The organism is Sphingosinicellaceae bacterium (assembly GCA_019285715.1).
GTDB lineage: Bacteria > Pseudomonadota > Alphaproteobacteria > Sphingomonadales > Sphingomonadaceae > Glacieibacterium.
This window is the reverse complement of sequence record CP079108.1, coordinates 1,264,001-1,284,036: the sequence shown is the minus strand read 5'-3', so window position 1 is coordinate 1,284,036 and position 20,036 is coordinate 1,264,001. Positions and strand designations below refer to the sequence as shown.

At 67.3% G+C, this 20,036-nt stretch carries 12 protein-coding genes; 8 read left to right on the top strand and 4 right to left on the bottom strand.

What is annotated here, in order from left to right:
* The first annotated feature begins 59 nt into the window (after positions 1–59).
* From KX816_05930 to KX816_05910, 5 genes are all read left to right on the top strand, one after another.
* The gene (locus KX816_05930; protein ID QXQ07558.1) at positions 60–1,838 is read left to right on the top strand and encodes a peptide MFS transporter; all 1,779 of its coding nucleotides are present in this window, start codon (positions 60–62) and stop codon (positions 1,836–1,838) included.
* Entirely contained in the window at positions 1,838–3,262 is a 1,425-nt protein-coding gene (locus tag KX816_05925) for an amidohydrolase (protein ID QXQ07557.1), read from the top strand. Before KX816_05930 ends, KX816_05925 begins: the two co-directional genes overlap by 1 nt.
* Positions 3,259–4,554 carry an amidohydrolase family protein gene (locus tag KX816_05920; GenBank protein ID QXQ07556.1) on the top strand — a complete coding sequence of 432 codons (1,296 nt, stop codon included), beginning with the start codon at positions 3,259–3,261 and terminating at the stop codon, positions 4,552–4,554. The genes KX816_05925 and KX816_05920 overlap by 4 nt, the downstream gene beginning before the upstream one ends.
* A 76-nt stretch (positions 4,555–4,630) precedes the next feature.
* On the top strand, positions 4,631–5,296 hold the full coding sequence (locus KX816_05915; GenBank protein ID QXQ07555.1) for an NnrU family protein: 666 nt from the start codon (positions 4,631–4,633) through the stop codon (positions 5,294–5,296).
* Positions 5,293–6,099 carry an SDR family NAD(P)-dependent oxidoreductase gene (locus KX816_05910; GenBank protein ID QXQ07554.1) on the top strand — a complete coding sequence of 269 codons (807 nt, stop codon included), beginning with the start codon at positions 5,293–5,295 and terminating at the stop codon, positions 6,097–6,099. The genes KX816_05915 and KX816_05910 overlap by 4 nt, the downstream gene beginning before the upstream one ends.
* A gap of 10 nt (positions 6,100–6,109) precedes the next feature.
* On the opposite strand, the gene KX816_05905 is transcribed toward KX816_05910, so the two are convergent.
* Complete coding sequence (locus KX816_05905) at positions 6,110–8,710, bottom strand: AMP-binding protein (protein ID QXQ07553.1); 2,601 nt, start codon at positions 8,708–8,710, stop codon at positions 6,110–6,112.
* 667 nt (positions 8,711–9,377) lie between these two features.
* Here KX816_05905 and KX816_05900 point away from each other — a divergent pair.
* Entirely contained in the window at positions 9,378–11,795 is a 2,418-nt protein-coding gene (locus KX816_05900; GenBank protein QXQ08422.1) for a DUF5110 domain-containing protein, read from the top strand.
* Between the two features lie 180 nt (positions 11,796–11,975).
* On the opposite strand, the gene KX816_05895 is transcribed toward KX816_05900, so the two are convergent.
* The 3 genes from KX816_05895 to otsB are packed head-to-tail and all read right to left on the bottom strand — an operon-like array spanning position 11,976 to position 15,963.
* Positions 11,976–13,391 (bottom strand): trehalose-6-phosphate synthase, encoded by a 1,416-nt coding sequence (locus KX816_05895; GenBank protein QXQ07552.1) that lies wholly within the window; start codon positions 13,389–13,391, stop codon positions 11,976–11,978.
* Positions 13,388–15,184, bottom strand: a complete 1,797-nt coding sequence (locus KX816_05890; protein ID QXQ07551.1) for a glycoside hydrolase family 15 protein — start codon at positions 15,182–15,184, stop codon at positions 13,388–13,390. The genes KX816_05895 and KX816_05890 overlap by 4 nt, the downstream gene beginning before the upstream one ends.
* Positions 15,181–15,963, bottom strand: a complete 783-nt coding sequence (gene otsB / locus KX816_05885; GenBank protein QXQ07550.1) for a trehalose-phosphatase — start codon at positions 15,961–15,963, stop codon at positions 15,181–15,183. The genes KX816_05890 and otsB overlap by 4 nt, the downstream gene beginning before the upstream one ends.
* Before the next feature lie 343 nt (positions 15,964–16,306).
* Between otsB and KX816_05880 the strand changes: the two genes are divergently transcribed.
* Complete coding sequence (locus KX816_05880) at positions 16,307–17,851, top strand: glucan biosynthesis protein (GenBank protein ID QXQ07549.1); 1,545 nt, start codon at positions 16,307–16,309, stop codon at positions 17,849–17,851.
* Positions 17,852–17,878: 27 nt separating this feature from the next.
* Positions 17,879–19,819 (top strand): glucans biosynthesis glucosyltransferase MdoH, encoded by a 1,941-nt coding sequence (gene mdoH, locus KX816_05875; GenBank protein QXQ07548.1) that lies wholly within the window; start codon positions 17,879–17,881, stop codon positions 19,817–19,819.
* Positions 19,820–20,036 lie beyond the last annotated feature (217 nt).

Genomic DNA, 20,036 nt, shown 5'->3' with positions numbered 1-20,036 from the left:
AGCCGCTACTGTGCGCGGCTTCAAGCGTCGCCACAGAGCGGCGGTGTTCAGGGATTTCGATGGCAAGCATACCCGCAGCCGGTGCCGGCGAGGCCTTGTGGTTCGGCCACCCGCGACAATTGGCGCGACTGTTCACCACCGAGGCCATGGAGCGCTTCGGCTACTACGGCATGCGGGCGCTACTGACGCTCTACCTCGCCGACCACTTCCTGTTCAGCGACAGCACCACCACCAGCCTGTATGGCGGCTTCACCGCATTGGTCTACCTGACCCCGCTGGTCGGTGGCTTGCTCGCCGACCGCTATCTCGGCTCGAAACGCGCGGTGAAATTCGGCGCGATCGTGATGTCGTGCGGCTACCTGATCCTGTGCTTCGGCGGCGACGCGGCAAAGCCCTACGCGACCATCGACGGCCAGCGCTACGAAGTCGCGGTCGACCGCTCGACCGCTCAGAAGCAGCAGTACATCGTCGATGCCGGGCAGCGTCTCGCGATCAAGGGGCAGGAGGACGGCTCGGTCCAACTCCACCGTGCTGACGGCAGCGTCGCGCGCACGGTGGCCAAGGGCGGACTCGTTCCCGGTGGCGAGCGCAACCCGCTTTACACGATGATCCTGCTGATCGGCCTGTCGGCGGTGACCGTCGGCAACGGCTTTTTCAAGCCCAACATCTCGACGATGGTCGGCTCGCTCTACGCCCCCGAGGACCGCCGCCGCGACGCCGGCTTTACGATCTTCTACATGGGCATCAACCTCGGGTCGTTGTTCTCGCAGCTGATGTGCCCGCTGCTCGCGGTCGGTATCCCCGGCGTCTGGGACGGGCTCGGCTGGTGGGCGGGGTTCGGCCTGGCCGCGATCGGCATGGCGATCTCGTGGGCGCTGATCCAGTTCGCCGGGCCGAGGCTCGGCGGCGTCGGCGACCCGCCCGCTCAGCCCGGCAAGGACAAGGCGCTGTCGATCTACGTCGCGGCAATCGTCGCGATCCCCGTCGTGTGGTTCCTGTTCTCCAACCTGATGAACGCGCCACCGCCGGTCGCCGGGCAGGGTATCGGCGGCTACATCCTCGGCCTCCCGATCCTCGGCAAAGTGTTGTTCGGCACCTTCCTGGCCTCGATCATCGGCATCCCGATCTGGTCGCTCAGGGTCGGCACCCGCGCCGAGTTCGAGATGATGCTGGCGGCGATCGTGCTGATCATCTTCAACGTCGTGTTCTGGACGCTGTTCGAGCAGGCGGGCAGTTCGCTGACCCTGTTCGCCGACCGCAATACCGACCTCAGCATCTTCGGCCTGTTCTCGATCACCGCCGGGCAGACCCAGTTCTTCAACGCCTTCTTCATCGTGGTGCTGGCGCCGGTCATGGCCAAGCTGTGGATCACGCTCGCCCGGCGCGGCCGCGAGCCGGGCATCCCGGTCAAGTTCGGCATCGCGCTGATCGGTGTCGGCGCGGGCTTCCTGTTCCTGGTCTGGGGAACGCAGTTCGTCGGCCCCACCTTCAAGGTCGGCATCTGGTGGCTGGCCGGACTGTACTTCATCCACTCGGCGGCCGAGCTTTGCATCTCGCCGGTCGGCCTCAGCATGATCACCAAGCTGTCGATCGCGCGCATCGTCGGCATGATGATGGGCGTCTGGTTCCTGTCGATCAGCTGCGCGCAGTACGTCGCCGGCGTCGTCGCGCAGGTCGCCAGCGTCGAGACCGTCGGCGGGCAGGTCACCAACCTCAAGGTCAGCCTCGACACCTACGCCGGGGTGTTCACCACCATCGGCGAGATCGCGATCGGTTTCGGGGTAGTGCTGCTGGTGCTGTCGGTGCCGATCAAACGCTGGATGCACGGGGTCAATTGATGCGTAAACTCGTTCTCGCAGCCCTGCTCGTCACGGCCGCCTGCGCCACCAAGCCGCCGCCCCAGTCGGTCTCCGCCAAGCCCACGGGCGCAGCGCCGGAGATCGTGTCGATCCCGCTCGACCCGTATCCGTCGACCTACAAGCCCTACCCGTCAGTGACGACCGTCATTCAGAACGCCACCATCTATGACGGCGCAGGGCGCAAGCTGATCGGCGGCGCGGTGCGGCTGGAGAACGGCATGATCGCGGAAATCGGGCAGACCGTCGCCATCCCCGCCGGAGCGCAGGTCATCGATGCCCGCGGCCTGTGGGTGACCCCCGGCATCATCGACATCCACAGCCACCTCGGCGACTACCCATCGCCCGGTGTCGAGGCGAACAGCGACGGCAACGAGGCGACCGGCCCGAACCGCTCCGAGGTCTGGGCCGAGCACTCGATCTGGCCGCAGGACCCGCAATTCACCCGGGCGCTGGCAGGCGGCGTCACCACGATGCACATCCTGCCGGGCTCCGCGAACCTGTTCGGCGGGCGCGGCGTCACCATCCGCAACGTGCTCGGCCGCACCGCGCAGGACATGAAGTTCCCCGGCGCCAAGCCGAGCCTGAAGATGGCCTGCGGCGAGAACCCGAAGCGCGTCTACGGCAGCAAGGGCCAGTCGCCACAAACGCGCATGGGCAACATCGCCGTCGACCGCCAGGTCTGGTCCGACGCGGTGATCTACAAGCGCAAATGGGATGACTACACCCGCAAGGCAAAGGCGGGCACCGCCAAGCCGTCCGACGCGCCGCGCCGCGAACTGGCCAACGACACGCTGATGGGCGTCCTCAACGGCGAGATCCTCGTCGAGAACCACTGCTACCGCGCCGACGAGATGGCCAACGTGATCGCGATGTCGAACGAGTTCGGCTACCACGTCACCGCTTTCCACCACGCCGTCGAGGCCTACAAGATCGCCGACCTGCTCAAGGCCAACAACATCTGCGCCGCGATGTGGGCGGACTGGTGGGGCTTCAAGATGGAGAGCTACGACGGCATCCGCGAGAACATCGCGATGGTCGATGCCGCCGGAGCCTGCGCCATCGTCCACTCCGACGACGCCGACGGCATCCAGCGTCTCAACCAGGAAGCCGCCAAGGCGATCGGTGCCGGGCGGCGTGCGGGCATGACGATCACGCCAGAGCATGCGTGGGAGTGGCTGTCGCTGAACCCCGCCAAGGGTCTCGGCATCGCCGACCAGACCGGCAGCCTCGAGCCCGGCAAGCGCGCCGACGTCGTGCTGTGGAACGGCGAACCGTTCTCGGTCTATTCGCGGCCGGAGAAGATCTGGATCGACGGTGCCGTGATGTACGACTGGGCCGACCCGGCCAAGCGCCCGGTTACCGACTTCGAACTCGGCCAGCCCGGACGGGGAGACACGAAGTGAAGGCGCTCCTCGCACTGCTGCTGCTCACCGCTGCGCCGGTCGCCGCGGAAACCATCGCGATCACCGGTGGCACCGTCGCCGGAACCGCGGGCGGTACCCCGATCGAGGGCGGCACGGTCGTCGTTCAGAACGGCCGCATCATCGCGGTCGGACGCAACGTGCCCGTTCCCGCTGGGGCCACCGTCATCGACGCGACCGGCAAGTGGGTGACCCCCGGCATCTTCTCGGCGATGGCCTACATGGGCATCTCCGAAGTCAGCGGTGTCGACCAGACGAACGACAGCGGCGCGTCGAAGTCACCGTTCTCGGCCGCCATCGACCTCGCGCCCGGCATCAACCCGGCCGCGACCAACATCGCCGTCGAGCGCCAGGGCGGCGTCACCCGCTCGGCGATCGGCCCGAACGCCAGCCACGAAATCTTCGGCGGCCAGGGGGCCGTGATCAGCCTTGCCGCCAGCGGTGACATCGTCACCCGACCCCGCGCCTTCCAGTTCGTCGAGATGGGCGAGGAAGGCGCGCGCGCCGCCGGCGGTTCGCGGCCGGTCGCGTTCCTCAATTTCCGCAACGCCCTGCATGAGGCCGAGCGATACGCCGCCAACCCGGTGCGCTTCGAGGATGGTCGCGGGCGCGATGCCTTCGTCACCCGCCTCGATGCCGCCGCGCTGGTCCCGGTCGTGCAGGGCTCGCAGCGGCTGCTCGTCCACGTCGAGCGCGCGCAGGACATCCTCAACGTGCTCGCGCTCCGCACCGAATTCCCGCGGCTGAAGCTCGTGCTGTTCGGTGCCCGTGAAGGCTGGCTAGTTGCCGACCGCATCGCCGCGGCGCGGGTGCCCGTCATCACCCAGCCGATGCTCGACAACCCGAATTCGTTCGAGGCGCTGGCGTCGACCAAGTCCAACGTCGGGCGGCTGGTCAAGGCGGGGGTCGTCGTCGGGCTCGGCATCCTCGAGCAGGACGCCAGCTTCCAGGCGCGCGACCTGCCCAACTACGCCGGCAACATGGTGGCGCAGGCGCGCGTCCCCGGCGGCGTCGGCCTGACCTGGGCCGAAGCGCTGCGCACCGTCACCGCAGCACCGGCTGAAATCTTCGGAATGACCGACACCGGCACGCTGGCGGCGGGCGAGCGCGGCGATGTCGTCGTTTGGGACGGCGACCCGCTCGAGCTGACCTCGGCCCCGACGGCGATGCTGATCGACGGCGTCCGCCAGCCCCTGACCAGCCGCCAGACCGAGCTCCGCGACCGCTACCTCGGGCTGAAAGTGCAGGACGCGCCGCTGCAGTATCGGCGGTAGTCGTGAGGGCTGCACCCTCCCCACGTCATCCCCGCCTTCGCGGGGATGACGTGGAGAATGGCGAGGGGAGCCTGATATGATCGTCCTGCTGATCGCGCTGGTCGCCTTCGTCGGCAGCCACCTTCTGCTGTCGCACCCGCTCCGCGCGCCATTGGTGGGTGCGCTTGGCGAGCGCGGCTTCAGCGGAGTCTATTCGCTGGTCGCGCTCGGCACGCTCGGCTTGTCGGTTTGGGCGTTCAAGCAGGCACCGGTGGGCCTGTACCTGTGGCTACCCCCGCAGTGGGCGTGGTACGCTGCTGTCCCGGTGATGCTGTTCGCGAGCATCCTGTTCGTCGGCTCGATGACCGCGCCCAACCCGGCGCTGATGGGCGGCAAAGCCACCGCCAATGGCCCGCGCGGCGTCCAGCGCATCACCCGCCACCCGATGATGTGGTCGTTTGCCCTGTGGGCGGTCGTCCACGCCTTCGTGTCGGGCGATGCGCGCACCGTGGCCTTGTGCTTTGCGATCGGGTTCCTGGCGCTGGTCGGGGCGTGGTTCCAGGACGGCAAAAAGCGCGAGCAGCTCGGTGCCGGCTGGGGCGCCCACGAGGCCGCAACGAGCTTCGTGCCGTTCGGCAGGCCGTCGGTCGGCGCGCTCAATCCCGGCATCATCGCGCTCGTCGGCGGCGTCGCGGTGTTCGCGCTGGCGACCTGGGCCCACCCCTATCTCGGAGGCCCCGCACTGTGGAGCATGATCGCTTGAGCTACACCGGCAAGACGGTCTGGGTGACCGGCGCATCATCGGGCATCGGCCAAGCGCTGGCTCTCGCGTTCTCCGCGCACGGGGCGGACGCCATCCTGTCGGGGCGGCGGACCGATGCACTCGAGGCGGTCCGCAAGGCCTGCAAGGGCGACACGCTCGAACTCGCGTTCGATACCACCGACTATGACGTGTTGCCGGCGATGGTCGCGCAGGCCGAGGGCTGGCGCGGCAAGGTCGACATCCTGGTCAACAACGCCGGCATCTCGCAACGCAGCCTCGCCAAGGACACCGGGTTCGACGTCTACCGGCAGCTGATGGAGGTCGACTTCTTCGCGCCCGTGAGGCTGACGCAGCTCGTGCTGCCGGCGATGCTGGCGCGCGGCTCCGGCCACTTCATCAACATCTCCTCGGTCGCCGGCAAGGTCGGCAGCGTGCTCCGTACCGGCTACTCGGCCGCCAAGCATGCGCTGATCGGCTACTCCGACGCGCTCCGCGCCGAGAACGCCCACGCCGGGATCGAAGTCACCGTAGTCACGCCGGGCTTCGTCCGCACCGGCGTCGCTCGTAACGCGCTGGCCGGCGACGGCTCGATCCGCGGCAAGAGCGACGACGACATCGAGGCCGGCATTTCCCCCGAGGATGCCGCCATCGAGATCCTGGCCGGGATCGCTGCCGGCAAGAGGGAGTTGTCGGTCGTCCGCGGCGGCACGGCGGAGATGCTGAAGCTCCGCGCTGGCGACCCCGAACGCCTGTTCGATCTGATGGCAGCGCACGGTGCCGCGCTGGCGGGACGCGCCGCCTGAGTTCAAATCCTTACGGCTCGCTGCGCAGCCGGACCGAAGACCAGGGTGTCAGGAACGGCAGCCATTTCGCAACCGGAAACGCTTCCACGAACTGCGAAATATGGTGCACGGCGATGCCGACGGCGACCGAGCCGACAATGGCAATCATGACGCGCGCGACGTCGGTCTCGGTGTGCAGGTAATGGGCGGGCACACCGTGGACGAGGTAGATGTAAAAGCTGGCGCCGGCGACCGCGCCGAAGACGCGTCGCCCGAGCGGCGGCATCGGCAGGCGCGGCAGCCAGAGCAGCAGACATACCGCCACCGACAGCCACAATGCGTGGGCGATCCCGGACGGTGTCTCGGGGACGGACCAGCCGCCCGGCAGTACCGAGGCCGAGAATCCGACCAGGAGCAGCAACACAGCGCCGAGCGTGAACCTCCGTGATGGCGTGTCGGCATGGTGGATGCACCAGCCCAGCACCACCAGGTACAGCAGCGCGTCGGGCGTGCGGTCCGCCAGTCCGCGCTCGTCGAAGACCAGCGCGCCCACTTCCCGGATGGCGACCGCCGCCGCCAGCAGCAACAGGCCGAAGCGCCAGGGCTGGAGCATTGCGGCCCGGCGAACCCGCGCGAACACGAATACGCCCGCGACGACCAGATAGATCTGCAGCATCGCCTCGATGAACCAATATGGCTCGATGAAGCTTTCGAACTCGCCGAAAAGGTTTCCGCACAGCAGCAGTGCGGGCCAGGTGACGTGGCCCTTGTAGGCCATGTAGATCACCAGGATCGCGTAATAAGGCGCTATGATCCTTGTCGCGAAGCCCTTCACGACCGCCATGCCGTGGCCCTCGATGAGGCGAGCGCGCTGGAAGCGGGCGAGGTTGTAGCCGACCAGCAACAGCAAGACACTTGCGCCGCCACCGACGACGAAGCTGCTGCTGTGGTTGACGATGACCGCGACGATCGCAAGCGCACGCAGCACAATGTCGGTGCCGATGCGGTTGGACCACCCCTGCCGCGGCTTCGCGTTGCGCTCGAACAGCTCGAGCTCGGCGAGCGTCATCGCCTCCCAGCCGTCGGGCGCCGTCCCCATGGCGTCCTCGAGCGCGATCGACATCGCGACGTAGCCGAGCGAGTCGCCGCCGAGCATGACGAAGCTGTCGGTTGGCCGGAGCGTCCGGCTGGGGAACGCACGGGCGAACGCCGCCGCGACGGCGTCGCTGGGTGTCGTGTCGCGCTCAGCCTGAGCCGCCAGCAGGATGCTGCGGTAGTCGATCTTGCCGGACGGCAGTCGCGACTGCTCGTGCACCGCCGTGACGTGGAACAGCGTCGCCGCAAGCTTGAACTCGGCGGCCAGGGCCGCAGTGACTGTCGCCGGCGCGGCGCCGTCGAGAACCTCGACCGCGATGAAACTATCATTGCCCGTTGCGGCCCCGCGCCAGCCGTGGCGCTGCAGTGCCGCCTCGACCTCGTCGAGCGCGATACGCAATCCCATCGGCTTCACGAAGCGGCTGCTGCGCCCGACGATCCGGTAGTAGCCGGCGCTGTTGCGAACCGCGATGTCCCCCGTCGCGAGCCGGTCCAGGCCGGCCGGCAGGGCGAGGTCCGCGGGCACTTCCGCGTATCCCATCATGATGTTGTCGCCGCGATAGACGAGTTCGCCGGGCGTCTCGGGCGCGTCGACGACCAGGCCCGCGTCGTCGACCAGCGTGAACGCCCCGCCCGGTATCGCGACGCCGATGCAGTCCGGGTGGTCCGCGAGCGCCGCGGGCGGGAGGTACGCCATGCGCGCCGTCGCCTCGGTCTGCCCGTACATGACGTAGAACCGCCGGCCGGTTTCCGCCGCCCAGGCAGCGTAGCGGGCAACCGCGTCGGGGCTCATGCGTCCCCCTGCCTGCGTCAGGCAGCGCAGCGACGCCGGGGCCCGGCGCATGAAGTCGATGCGGTCGAGCAGTTCGTAGCTGTGCGGCACGCCGGCCAGCGACGTCACCCCGAACTCCTCGGCAAACGCCAGCGTTTCGGGATCGAGCAGCGAGCCCTTGGTCAGCAGCAGCGCCGCCCCGGCGGCGAGGTGGGAATGGACCAGCGACAGCCCGTAGCTGTAGTGGAACGGCAGCGTGACCAGCGCGCGGTCGTCGGCCTCGATGTCCAGGAAGGCGCAGATCGACGTGGCGTTGGCATCGAGCGCCGTCGTCGCCAGCCTGACGAGCTTCGTCGCCCCGGTGGTCCCCGAGGTCGACAGCAATACGGCGAGATCGGCGTGCAGGTTACGCCGCGGATGGACTGCCGCGATGCTCCAGCTGTCGTCCTGGCCCGAGAACACGGCATCGGGTTGCCACGCCTCGGCGAGTCGCGCTCCACCGCCCTCGCTGCCGAGGAGCACGACGTGGTTGCCGGCCAGCGCACCGACATAGGCGACCAGTGATTCGACCGAGTTGCGGGGCTCGATCAGAACGAGTCGACGGATCGGCCCGAGGCTCTCGGCGACGGCATCCGCTCGGGTCGCCAGCGTTGAGTAGGAAAGGCTGTCGCCGGTGTCGTCGATCGCGGCAAGCCGCTGACCGAACGCCGGAATCGATTGGATAAAGCGCGGCCCGGCGTCGCAACGGCTACGCAGATCTGGCACAGCCAGCGACAACGACACTACACGTACCCCCCGCGTGCCGGCGGCCGCCGACGCATTTGTACGGTAGTCGTTTGTTTCGTTGTTGCAACGGCTTATTTATTAATCGGCAAGGTTTCTTGACGGAATTTTGCGCCAGGGTCGCGATACAAAATCACGCCAATTGCCTGGTCTCGGCGCTGTTACGGATAACGAGCCGAGAGATAATTCGAAAAATTATCGTGCGGCTACAGGCTGTACGCCCTGTAGACGAGCGTTACGCCCAGGATCAGCGACGCCCAAACCAACCCGATGCCCAGCGCGTACAGCGATCCATTGGTCGCCCGTCGCCACGTAAGACGCGAAACTGCAGTTAACATAAAGCAATCACTCCCCGAAACGGTTCCTTAACCGAAACGAAACTCCTTGCAACATTAAATCTGTCGGCATCCACGTCGGTTGTTCCGATTTCTGCCACGCGACCACCGGGCGCCCGGACAGATGCAGTTGGCCACCGGGTCGGCGACAAGCTGGCAGCAGCGGCGGCGTTCGCATGGGCGACGGCGCCGGGTTCGCGTATAGGATCAGCCGCAGCAACCGAGCCTGCAGGGGAACACACCATCACCGACGCGATCGGCAACGGCCAGGAGTTTCCATGACAGCGCGTAGGGCGGTGCTGGCGGGCCTGCTCATGGTCGCGGCGAGCTGCGGCCCGGCCCTCGCGGCTCCGGCCGCTGTGGCGCGAACGATGCCCGAGATCGTCGCCCGCGCTGATGGCGTCGACGTGCCGCTTGCCGGCGGCGTGCTTCGCATCACCGCGCTCACCGATGCAATCCTGCGAGTCCGGCTGGGCCGCGACTGCACCATGCCGGAGGACGCGAGCTGGGCGGTCCCAGCCGACGTGCGCGCCCGTCATGTCCGTGTCACGGCGGCACCGGACGGCTTCGCCACGGCCGCGCTCAGGGTGCGGATCGTCGGCGGACGGATGCGCATCGAGGACCGCGCCGGCAAGACGATCTCGTCCGACGCGGTCGACCCGGTGAAGCTCGACGGCACCGGCTTCACCCTCCGCAAGACACTGCCGGCCGCCGAGCACTATTTCGGCCTCGGCGACAAGACCGGCGGCCTCGACCGCCGCGGGCAAAGCTTCGTCGACTGGAACACCGACGCCTACGGTTTCACCGGCAGCACCGACCCGATCTACAAGAGCATACCCTTCTTCGTTGCGGTCGGCGGCGACGGCGGCAGCTACGGCGTGTTCCTCGATAACACGTGGCGGACGTGGTTCGACTTCGGCCACCGCGAGGACGACGTGCTGGCGTTCGGTGGCCCCGATGGGCCGATCGACTATTATTTCATCGCAGGGCCAACCACCGCCGAGGTCGTGCGCCGCTACACCGACCTGACCGGCAAGGCACCGCTGCCACCCTTGTGGGCGCTCGGCTACCAGCAGTCGCGCTACAGCTACATGTCCGACGCCGAGGTCCGCGGGATCGCCGCGCGGCTGCGCTCCGACCGCGTGCCCGCCGACGTGTTGTGGCTCGACATCGACTACCAGGACCGCAACCGCCCGTTCACGGTCAATACTGCAACCTTCCCCGACCTGAAGCGACTCGCCGGCGACATGGGCAAGGACGGCTTCAAGCTCATCACCATCACCGACCTGCACGTCGCGCATGCCCCCGGCGAGGGTTACGCGCCATACGACAGCGGCACGGCGGGCGACCATTTCGTCCACCGCGCCGACGGGTCGCTCTACGTCGGCGCCGTCTGGCCGGGGCCGTCGGTGTTCCCGGATTTCACGCAAGGCGCGACGCGGGAGTGGTGGGGCGGCCTGTTTCGCAAGCAAGTCGCGGACGGCATCGCCGGGTCGTGGAACGACATGAACGAGCCGGCGATCTTCGAGACCCCGACCAAGACCATGCCCGCCGACGTCCGCCACCGCATCGCCGGCGACGGCTTCGCACTGCGCACCGCGACCCATGCCGAGATCCACAACGTCTTCGGCATGGAGAACAGCCGTGCCACCTACGAGGGCCTGCGCACGATCGCGCCCGACGAACGCGCCTTCGTGATGACCCGCGCCAGCTATGCCGGCGGGCAGCGCTATGCCGTCACATGGACCGGCGACAACCGCGCGACCTGGGATCACCTCAAGCTGTCGGTCCAGCAGATCATCAACCTCGGCCTGTCGGGCTTTGCCTGGAGCGGTGCCGACGTCAGCGGCTTCGCCGGCGGCCCGAGCCCAGACCTGTTGACCCGCTGGTTCGAGATCGGTGCCTTCTACCCGGTGTTCCGCGACCACTCGACCAAGGACAGCCCCCGCGTCGAGCCGTGGGTCGACGGCCCCGGGCATCTCGCGATTCGCCGCCGCTTCGTCGAGGAGCGCTACCGGTTGATGCCCTATCTATACGCACTGGCGGACCGCAACTCCCGCCTCGGCGACCCGGTGCTGCGACCGGTGTTCTATGATTACCCGACAGCGCTGCAGATGCCGTGCGACCAGTCTTTCGCCTTCACCGTCGGGCGCTCGCTGCTGGTCGCGCCGCCGCCCGACCCGGAATCACCGCGCGCCTATGACGTCTGCCTGCCGGGCGGCGGCTGGTTCGATTACTGGACGGGCAAGGCCGTCCCCCGATCCGGAACGAACCCGCTCGGCGACATCGTCCGCGAGACGCCGCGGCACGATCACCTGCCGGTGTTCGTGCGGGCGGGCACGATCCTGCCGCGCCAGCCGCTGGTCCAGAGCACCGCCGAGATACCGGTCGGGCCGCTGCGGCTCGACGTCTATCCGGGCGCGGACTGCCGCGGCGAACTTTACGCCGACGATGGCCACAGCATGGTGTTCCAGCGCGGCGCGTTCCTCCGGCAGGAAATGACCTGCACGGTGTCGAGCGACGGTTTTAGCGTCAGGTTCGCCACCCGCGCGGGCAGTTTCTCGCCTTGGTGGAAACAATTTCAGGTCGTCGTCCACGGCTGGCAGGGCGCTGCCCGGGCGAGGGTCCAGGGACGACGGACCGAAGGCCGGGTCGACGATGCCGCGCAGACCCTGACGCTGATCGTACCCGACCAGCCACGCGCTTCGACGATCGCTATCGCCCGACGCTAGACCCGACCGGTACCAGCGACCTGGGCTGTCCTACACTTCACCTGCCTGGTACAATGTTATCACGCCGGATTCACGGACGCGTGCTCTTTCTCATTGCAGGTTATTGAATTTCAACGGTTCGGCTCTTCGCGGTGCCAAGATCGTGAAAACTGCGAGGGTGACAACTCTGACAACTCTCGCTCAGACTGGATCGTCCACGAGCCGTGGATCGTCGGCAACCGAATCGTCCACCATCAGCGCGTCGACGAAGCGCTGACGCCACCACACCACGTCCTCGGTCTCGACCGAGTCCATCAATTTACGCCACCGGCGTACGCGTTCGGCCCTGTCCATCGCCAGGGCGAAGACGATCGCGTCGGACATCTCCTCGGCGCTGTAGGGGTTGATCAGCACCGCGTCCTTAAGCTGGACGGCGGCGCCGGCGAAGCGCGACAGGATCAGCACGCCGGGGTCCTCCGGATCCTGTGCCGCGACATACTCCTTGGCGACAAGGTTCATGCCGTCACGCAGCGGCGTCACCAGCCCGATCTTCGAAGCGCGGTAAATGCCGGCGAGCACATCGCGGGGATAGCCCTGGTTGACGTACCGGATCGGCACCCAGTCGACGTCGGCGTATTCGCCGTTGATCCGGCCCGACAGGCCTTCGAGCGCCGTGCGGATGTCCTGATAGGTTGCCACCGACTCCCGCGACGGTGGCGCGATCTGGAGCAGGAAGACTTCCTTGCGCTGCTCCGGGTGCTCGACGAGGAACCGCTCATAGCCGAGGAAACGCTCCTCCAGCCCCTTGGAGTAATCGAGCCGGTCGACCCCGACGATCATGTCGCGACCATTGGCGCTGTCGCGCATCTGCCGGTGCGACAGCCGCGCCGCGGTGCTGCGCGACATCGCGACGAACTCCTTGGTGTCGATCCCGATCGGGCAGGTGATGACCTGGATCGTGCGGCCGTCGAGGCTGATCCGCTGGTCATCCTCGAGCACCGCGCCGAGCTGCTGAACGACGTATTCGGTGAAGGATTCACGCCACTCGTCGGTGTGAAAGCCGATGAGGTCGTACGCGAACAGTGTCCGCACCAGTTCCTCCGCCATCGGCAGGCTGGAGAGTAGCCGCCGCGGCGGCCACGGAATGTGCAGGAACAGCCCGATGCGGTTCTCGCAGCCGCGCTTACGCAACTCGGAGCCGAGCGGAAACAGGTGATAGTCCTGCACCCAGATCGCATCGTCAGGCTCGATCAGCGGGCGGACGGTCTCGGCGAAGCGCTCGTTGACGCGCTGGTAGCCGCCGGCATAGCCACGCTCGTATTCGGCGAGGTCGACGCGGTCGTGGAACAGCGGCCACAGCGTCCGGTTGGCGTAGCCGTTGTAATATTCCTCGATGTCCTGGTCTTCGAGGTCGATCGTCGCCGTGGTCACGCCGCCCTCGCGCTCGAAGTTGATGTGCCCGGTGAACTGGTCGGTGCGCTCGCCCGACCAGCCGAACCAGAACCCGGAATACTCGCGCAGCGCCGCCGCCAGCGCGACCGCCAGCCCGCCCTGCGAGCCGGGTGCCGACTTGCCCGGGGACTGGACGCGGTTCGAGATGACGATCAGTCGGCTCAACGAAGGGTGCTCCACGGATGACTAAGCAGGACGGCGCAATTGATCATGCCAACCAGCGAATAAGTCTGCGGGTAGTTGCCCCACAGCTCGCCGGTCGTTGGGTCGATGTCCTCCGACAGCAGGCCGGCGGACGTCCGCCGCGACAGCATTTCCTCGAACAGCACGCGGGCATCGCCACTGCGCCCGGTCAGGTGGAGCGCCTCGATCAGCCAGAAGGTGCAGACGTTGAACGCGGTCTCGGGCAGGCCGAAATCATCCTCGGTCGCATAACGCAGCATCGTCGAGCCGCGCCGCAGGCCGACCTCGACTGCTTCCAACGTCGTGACGAAGCGCGGGTCGTCGGGCGACAGGAAGCGCAGGTCGAGCAGCTGGATCAGGCTGGCGTCGAGGTCGTCGCCGGAGAACGTCGCCGACATGCGCTGGGTGTCCTCGCGCCACGCCGCCGCCTCGATCGTCGTGCGGATATGCTGAGCCCGCTCCGCCCAGAACGCTCGCCGGTCCTCGAGCTTCAGTGCTGCCGCAGCACCGGCGAGCCGGTCGCAGGCCGCCCAGCACATCGCCGCCGAATAAGTGTGGACGTTCTGGCGGGTGCGCAACTCCCACAGTCCGGCATCGGGCTGGTCGTGGAACTGCCACGCCCGCTCGCCGACACGCTCCAGCGAGGTGAAGTCCTCGACGCCAGCGACGCGGTACAGGCGCTCGTCGAAGAAAGCCTGGGCGTTGGACAGCACGATCTGGCCATAAGCGTCGTGCTGGATTTGCTCATAGGCCTGGTTGCCGACGCGGACCGGGCCCATGCCGCGGTAGCCGGCGAGGTCGGGGGCGATACGCTCCTCGAGCACGGTCTCGCCGAAGACGCCGTACAAGGGCTGGATGTGACCGCCCTGCGCGCTGTCGACGATGTTGCGGAGGTAGCCGAGATACGCCTCCAGCACGTCGAGTGCCCCGAGCCGGTTGAGCGCCTGCACGGTGTAATAGCCGTCGCGGATCCAGCAGTAGCGATAGTCCCAGTTGCGCTCCGACCCGGCGTGTTCCGGTATCGACGTGGTCAGCGCCGCGACGATCGCCCCGCTCTCCTCATGCTGGCACAGCTTGAGGGTGATCGCCGAGCGGATGACGACATCCTGCCACTCGGCTGGCGTCGCCAGGCCGCGCACCCAGCTTCGCCATTCGGCGGTGGTGTCGGCCAGCATCTGCTCGATGGTCGCCGCGATGCCGCGATCGAAGGACTCGTCGGGCCCGAGGAAGAAGTGCAGCGTGTCCTCGACCCGGAAGGCTCGCTCGCTCTCGACCATGCCGATAGGCGCGGTCGTGGTCATGCGCAGTGTCAATTCATCGAGCAGGTAGCGGATATGGTTGGAGCCACTTGTCGTCGCGACACCGGCCTTGCCCCAGTCGCGCGTCGGGCGCAGCCGGACCCGGATGCGCGGACTGCCGCTGACCGGCCGGACGATGCGCACGAACGCCACCGGGCGATAGGTCCGGGCGAGGCGGCGAAAGCGTGGGCAGAAGTCGATGATCTCGACCGCGTTGCCGCTGGCATCGGTATGCCGGCTGACGAGGATCGGGGTGTTGCGCAGGTAGCTCTGCTCAACCGTGACACAGCCTTCGAGATCGATCGCCCAGAACCCGGCACCAGCGTCCGGCGCTTCGGCCTCGCCCGCGAGCAGCGCCGAGAACAACGGATCGCCGTCGACGCGCGGCACGCAGCCCCAGACGAACCGCCCGGCGGTGTCGACCAGCGCGCTGACCTGGCAGTTGCCGATCGGCCAGAGGTTGAGCGTCGTCGTCATGACGCATCACCCCACGCCGCCAGCCACGCCAGCGTCGCCGGCACGTCGTCGAGCCGGTACTGTGCCGCGGTCGGACGCGGCGGACCGACGAGAATCCCTGCGCCGCCAAGATCGGCAGCAGCGATAAAGGCGGCCTCGTCGGTGTCGTCGTCGCCGATGAAGACCGGCCTCGTCCCGCTCATGCCGGGGCTGCTTGCCAGGTTCTTGAGCGCGCCGCCCTTGTCGGCGCCGGGCGCGCGGAGCTCGAAGACCATCTTGCCGGACTGCAACACCAGGCCGCTCGACGCGGCGAGCGCGGTCGCCAAGCGGCGGCACGCACCCTCGGCTTGCGGCTCACCCCGGTAGTGTATCGCAACGCCGAACGGCTTGCGTTCGATCACGATGCCGGAATGGGCCTTCTGGAGGCGGGTGATCTCCTGGATGACGGGTCCCAGAGCGTCGGGCCGCTCCGGTTCGGAAACGGTGCCATCGGGCCAGCGAATCTCGACGCCGTGACTGCCCGCAAAGGCCAGCGTCGTCGCGCCGAGCAATTGCTGGAGCTGGATGATCGGCCGCCCGCTGATGATCGCCAACCGCCCGGGCAGCCTGGCAGAAAGCCGGGCAAGCAGCAGGCGCAGGCGATCGCCGACCACCACCGCGTTGGGATGAGCGGCGATCTCGACCAGCGTGCCGTCGAAGTCGAGGAACAGGCTCGCGTCGTCGAGCAGTTCGATCTCGGGGGTCGGCAAGTTGCGATCCGCTGAAATTTGGCTCGCGATCAAAGCTTTGGTTCTACTCATGGTACGATAACGTGCTGCCCTGGTTTCCGGGGGCGGTACGGCGAACGATAATTTCGGCACGAACTATGATGGTATCACTGGCTCCCGACTAAATTGACTCGAAATTACGCAGTAGCGCGCTTGTCGACCCCAGCAGATATGCCACTAGGAACGGTTTCTCGTGCTGAACCTACCTTTTCAATGGACTAATCGCGAATCGGCTAGTCACGGATTGAGGGCAATCCCGCGCAATAGTCGGCGATGCTGCAGGATAAATCGCAAAATGCGGCGCTCGCATGTCCGGACCGTGTCGCCGACATGGTCGTATCGGGCAGGTTCATCTAGATGCCGATAAGGGACGACGATGGTCAGCGCTTCACCCACATCCCGAATGCTGAGCCGCCGCGACACCCTGGTCGCCCTGGCGGCGGCGGCCGTCGCGTCGGGCACGAGCTTCGCCGCGGTGCCACGGGCGCAGATAGGTGGCACGCCGTTCTCGTGGGACCTTCTCAAGGCACTGGCGCTGCGCGTCGCCGGCCAGCCGTGGCAGCCGCCGCGCCCGGTCGCCGCCGCCAAGCGCCTCGATTTCGATTCGGTCGGCCGCATCGATTATCGCCGCGACAAAGCGCTATGGCCGGGCACCGATGCCGAGGCGCGTTTTTTCCCCCTTCAGATGTACGCCGATACGCCGGTCGAGATTGCCGTCGTCCAGAACAATGTCGCGCGCCCATTCGCGTTCTCGCCCGAGCTGTTCGCGGTTAGGGCGGACGCGAAGGGCGTCAAGCCCATCCTCGCGCCCGGGCTCGCCGGGTTCCGCCTGATGAACGCCGGTGGCCGGGGTGACTGGCTGGCATTCCAGGGTTCGTCGTACTTCCGTGCCGCAGGCGCGCTGGATCAGTATGGCATCTCGGCGCGCGGGCTGGCGGTCAACACCGGCATCGACGGACAGGAGGAGTTCCCGGTCTTTACGCGGTTCTGGCTCGAGCGTGGGCCTGGCGCGGCGATGACGGTCTATGCCCTCCTCGAAGGACGCAGCGTCACCGGCGCTTATCGGATCGTGTCGCGCAAGACCCCGGCGGGGCCTGTGCAGGATGTCACCCTGTCGGTTCACCTTCGTTCTGACATCGCGCGCCTCGGCTTCGCGCCGCTGACCAGCATGTTCTGGTATGGCGAGGGCAACCGCACCGCTGGGGTCGACTGGCGGCCCGAAATCCATGATTCCGACGGTCTGGCGCTGCTGACGGGGGCGAACGAGATGATCTGGCGGCCGCTGGTCAACCCGCCCCAGCCGACGACCAACAGCTTCGCCGACACGACCCCGCGCGGCTTCGGCCTGCTCCAGCGCGACCGGCGCTTCGCGGATTATCAGGATGACGGCGCCTTCTACGAGAAGCGACCGAACCTGTGGGTCGATCCGCTCGGCGACTGGCAGGCGGGGTCGGTAATGCTGTACGAGATCCCGACCCGCAAGGAGATCGAGGACAATATCGTCGCCTTCTGGGTTCCGGCAGAGCCCGCAAAAGCCGGGAACAGCTATGATCTCGGCTACCGGCTCAACTGGAATGCCACCAACCCCGGTCCCCAGTCGCTGGCTCGCGTCGTCGACTGCTGGACCGGCACGGCGGGATCGCCGGGGCACGAGCCGACGGCCGGCGCGCGGCGCTTGGTCGCCGACTTCGCCGGCCCTAACCTGGCCGGGCTGACGCGCGACAGCGGCGTGCAGGCGGTGGTAACGGCGGGCACCGGGCAGCTTCTGACAAGCCACGCCTATCCGGTCGTCGGGATTGCCTCGCGCTGGCGGCTGATCGTCGAACTGGCCGAGGGAAACCATAGGCCGGGTAGTTTGCGCGCTTATCTGAAGAATGGTCCTGATGCGTTGAGCGAGACTCTGCTCTATGATTTGTATTGAGCCATGATGGTCGCCGGCAGGAGTGCGATGCCTCTTACGCGCGATGCGTTGACGACGCTGGCCGAATTTCCCGAGCGGTCGGGTCGGGCGCGGCCGTCGGCGGACCGTCCGCCTGTCGGCAATGTCCGGCCGGACCCGGCGGCATCCAGCACGTGGACGCAGGGCCCCGGCAGCTTCCTGCCACCTGAGGCCCTGCTCGACATGCCCGCGCAGCCGCTCGACTGGGCGAGTTCGCCGGGACAGGCGGGGCCGGCACCGTTGCGCGGCGGGGCTGCGGACATCGCCGGACGCCGCGCCTTCATGGTGTTGGGCAGCTTGCTGCTCGGTATCTTCGGCACCCTGCAGATGGGCGGCGCGCTCGCCAAGGACGGCGTCGACGTCCTCGACGCCGTCTTCCTGGCGTTGTTCTTCAGCCTGTTTACCTGGATCGCCTTCGGCTTCCTCGGTGCAATTGCCGGCGTCATCGCCTTGGCCACCCGGGAAACCGGCCCCGATGGTCGAGCGCCGTCACGGCTGCCCCGGCAACGCACCGCTGTCCTGCTGACGATCTGCAACGAGGACCTCGGCGCCGTACAGACCCGTCTGACGGTGATGGCGCGCTCGATCGCCTCGGTCGGAGCGTCGCAACTGTTCGATATATTCGTGCTTAGCGACTCCGCCGCGCTTGCCGAGGACGCCGAGGCGGAAGCCTTCCAGCGCGTCCGGAGCGGCACCGCGGTCCAGATCTTCTACCGCCGCCGGATTCGCAACGAAGCGCGCAAGCCCGGCAATATTGCGGATTGGGTGAAGCGCTTCGGCGGCGCATACGAGTCGATGATCGTCCTCGATGCCGACAGCCTGATGACTGGCGAGGCAATGGCGGGGATGGCGGTCATGATGGAGGACCAGCCCGACCTAGGCCTGTTGCAGACCATCCCGACGATTATCAACGGCCAAACGTTCTTCGCCCTTTGGCAGCAGTTCGCCGCGGCCGCCTACGGCCATCTCGCTTCGGCCGGCCTGCAATGGTGGTCCGGCAATGAGGCGACGTTCTGGGGCCACAACGCCATCATCAGGGTGCGGGCGTTCGCGCAGAGCTGCGGCCTGCCGGCATTGTCCGGAATGGAGCCGTTCGGCGGCAGCATCATGAGCCACGACATGGTCGAGGCGACGCTGCTCCGCCGCCGTGGCTGGGCCGTGCAGATGGTGACCCTGCCAAGCGGCAGCCACGAGGAGTTTCCGCCGACGCTCGCCGACCATGCTGTCCGGGACCGGCGCTGGTGCCAAGGCAATTTGCAGCATCTTCGCCTGCTCGGCGTCGACGGGCTGCACTGGGTCAGCCGCTTGCAGCTCCTGATGGGCGCTTCGTCGTACATCACCTCGCCGTTGTGGTTGTTGCTACTGCTCGTCGGTCTCGCCGAACAGGCGCGGTCCCCCGGCGGGGACGTCGCGGTGCTGGCACAGCCGTGGCTGCTCGGCCTGACGCTGCTGCTGCTGTTTGGCCCCAAGCTGATCGCGTGGATGTGGCTCGTTATCGACCGCGACCTGCGCTCCAGTCTCGGTGGCGGCCGCCGCGCGACGGCGACCATCGCGCTCGAAATCCCGCTGTCGACGCTGGTCGCGCCGATCATCATGCTCGGCCAGACGATGGCGATCGTCGATATCCTGCGCGGTCGTCCAAGTGGCTGGCTGACGCAGCGGCGCGAGGCGGACGGCCTCGCACCGCGCGATGCACTGTCGCTCTACCGTTGGCACATAGTGCTCGGCCTCGGCTTCGCGATTGCCGCGCTCGCTGGGCTGGCTGGCGCGGCCTGGACCATGCCGGTCACGATAAGCCTGCTCGCGGCACCGATGACGGCGATGCTGCTGTCGAGGCGCGACGTCGGGGCCTATCTGAGCGACCGTGGCTTGTTCGTCAGCCGGCCAGAGGCCAGCGTGAATAGCCCGCAACGTCGCCGCAACACCGCGGTTGCAGCTGGTTGCCCTTAGGGAGCATTGGTGATCAGCGCTGGATGTGAACTGCGCCAGGCGTCCGGCGGGCGGTTCGGCTTCGGCAATCAGCTATATTGCTACAGTCGTGCTATCGACCTGAATTGACCTGCTGGGGGGCCATCTCAGGTCGAAGGACCAGCGCGGTTATCAGTTCATAGGCGCAATGCCAGCTGTGGCCCCATCACGGGGTCCGTACATCTCAAATCTCGTGCCC

Bases quoted from the DNA above. Each gene is read 5' to 3' on its own strand.
- mdoH (QXQ07548.1), top strand. From the start codon at position 17,879: ATGCCTCTTACGCGCGATGCGTTGACGACGCTGGCCGAATTTCCCGAG.
- KX816_05900 (QXQ08422.1), top strand. From the start codon at position 9,378: ATGGTCGCGGCGAGCTGCGGCCCGGCCCTCGCGGCTCCGGCCGCTGTG.
- KX816_05930 (QXQ07558.1), top strand. From the start codon at position 60: ATGGCAAGCATACCCGCAGCCGGTGCCGGCGAGGCCTTGTGGTTCGGC.
- KX816_05925 (QXQ07557.1), top strand. From the start codon at position 1,838: ATGCGTAAACTCGTTCTCGCAGCCCTGCTCGTCACGGCCGCCTGCGCC.
- KX816_05890 (QXQ07551.1), bottom strand. From the start codon at position 15,184: ATGACGACGACGCTCAACCTCTGGCCGATCGGCAACTGCCAGGTCAGC.
- otsB (QXQ07550.1), bottom strand. From the start codon at position 15,963: ATGAGTAGAACCAAAGCTTTGATCGCGAGCCAAATTTCAGCGGATCGC.
- KX816_05915 (QXQ07555.1), top strand. From the start codon at position 4,631: ATGATCGTCCTGCTGATCGCGCTGGTCGCCTTCGTCGGCAGCCACCTT.
- KX816_05880 (QXQ07549.1), top strand. From the start codon at position 16,307: ATGGTCAGCGCTTCACCCACATCCCGAATGCTGAGCCGCCGCGACACC.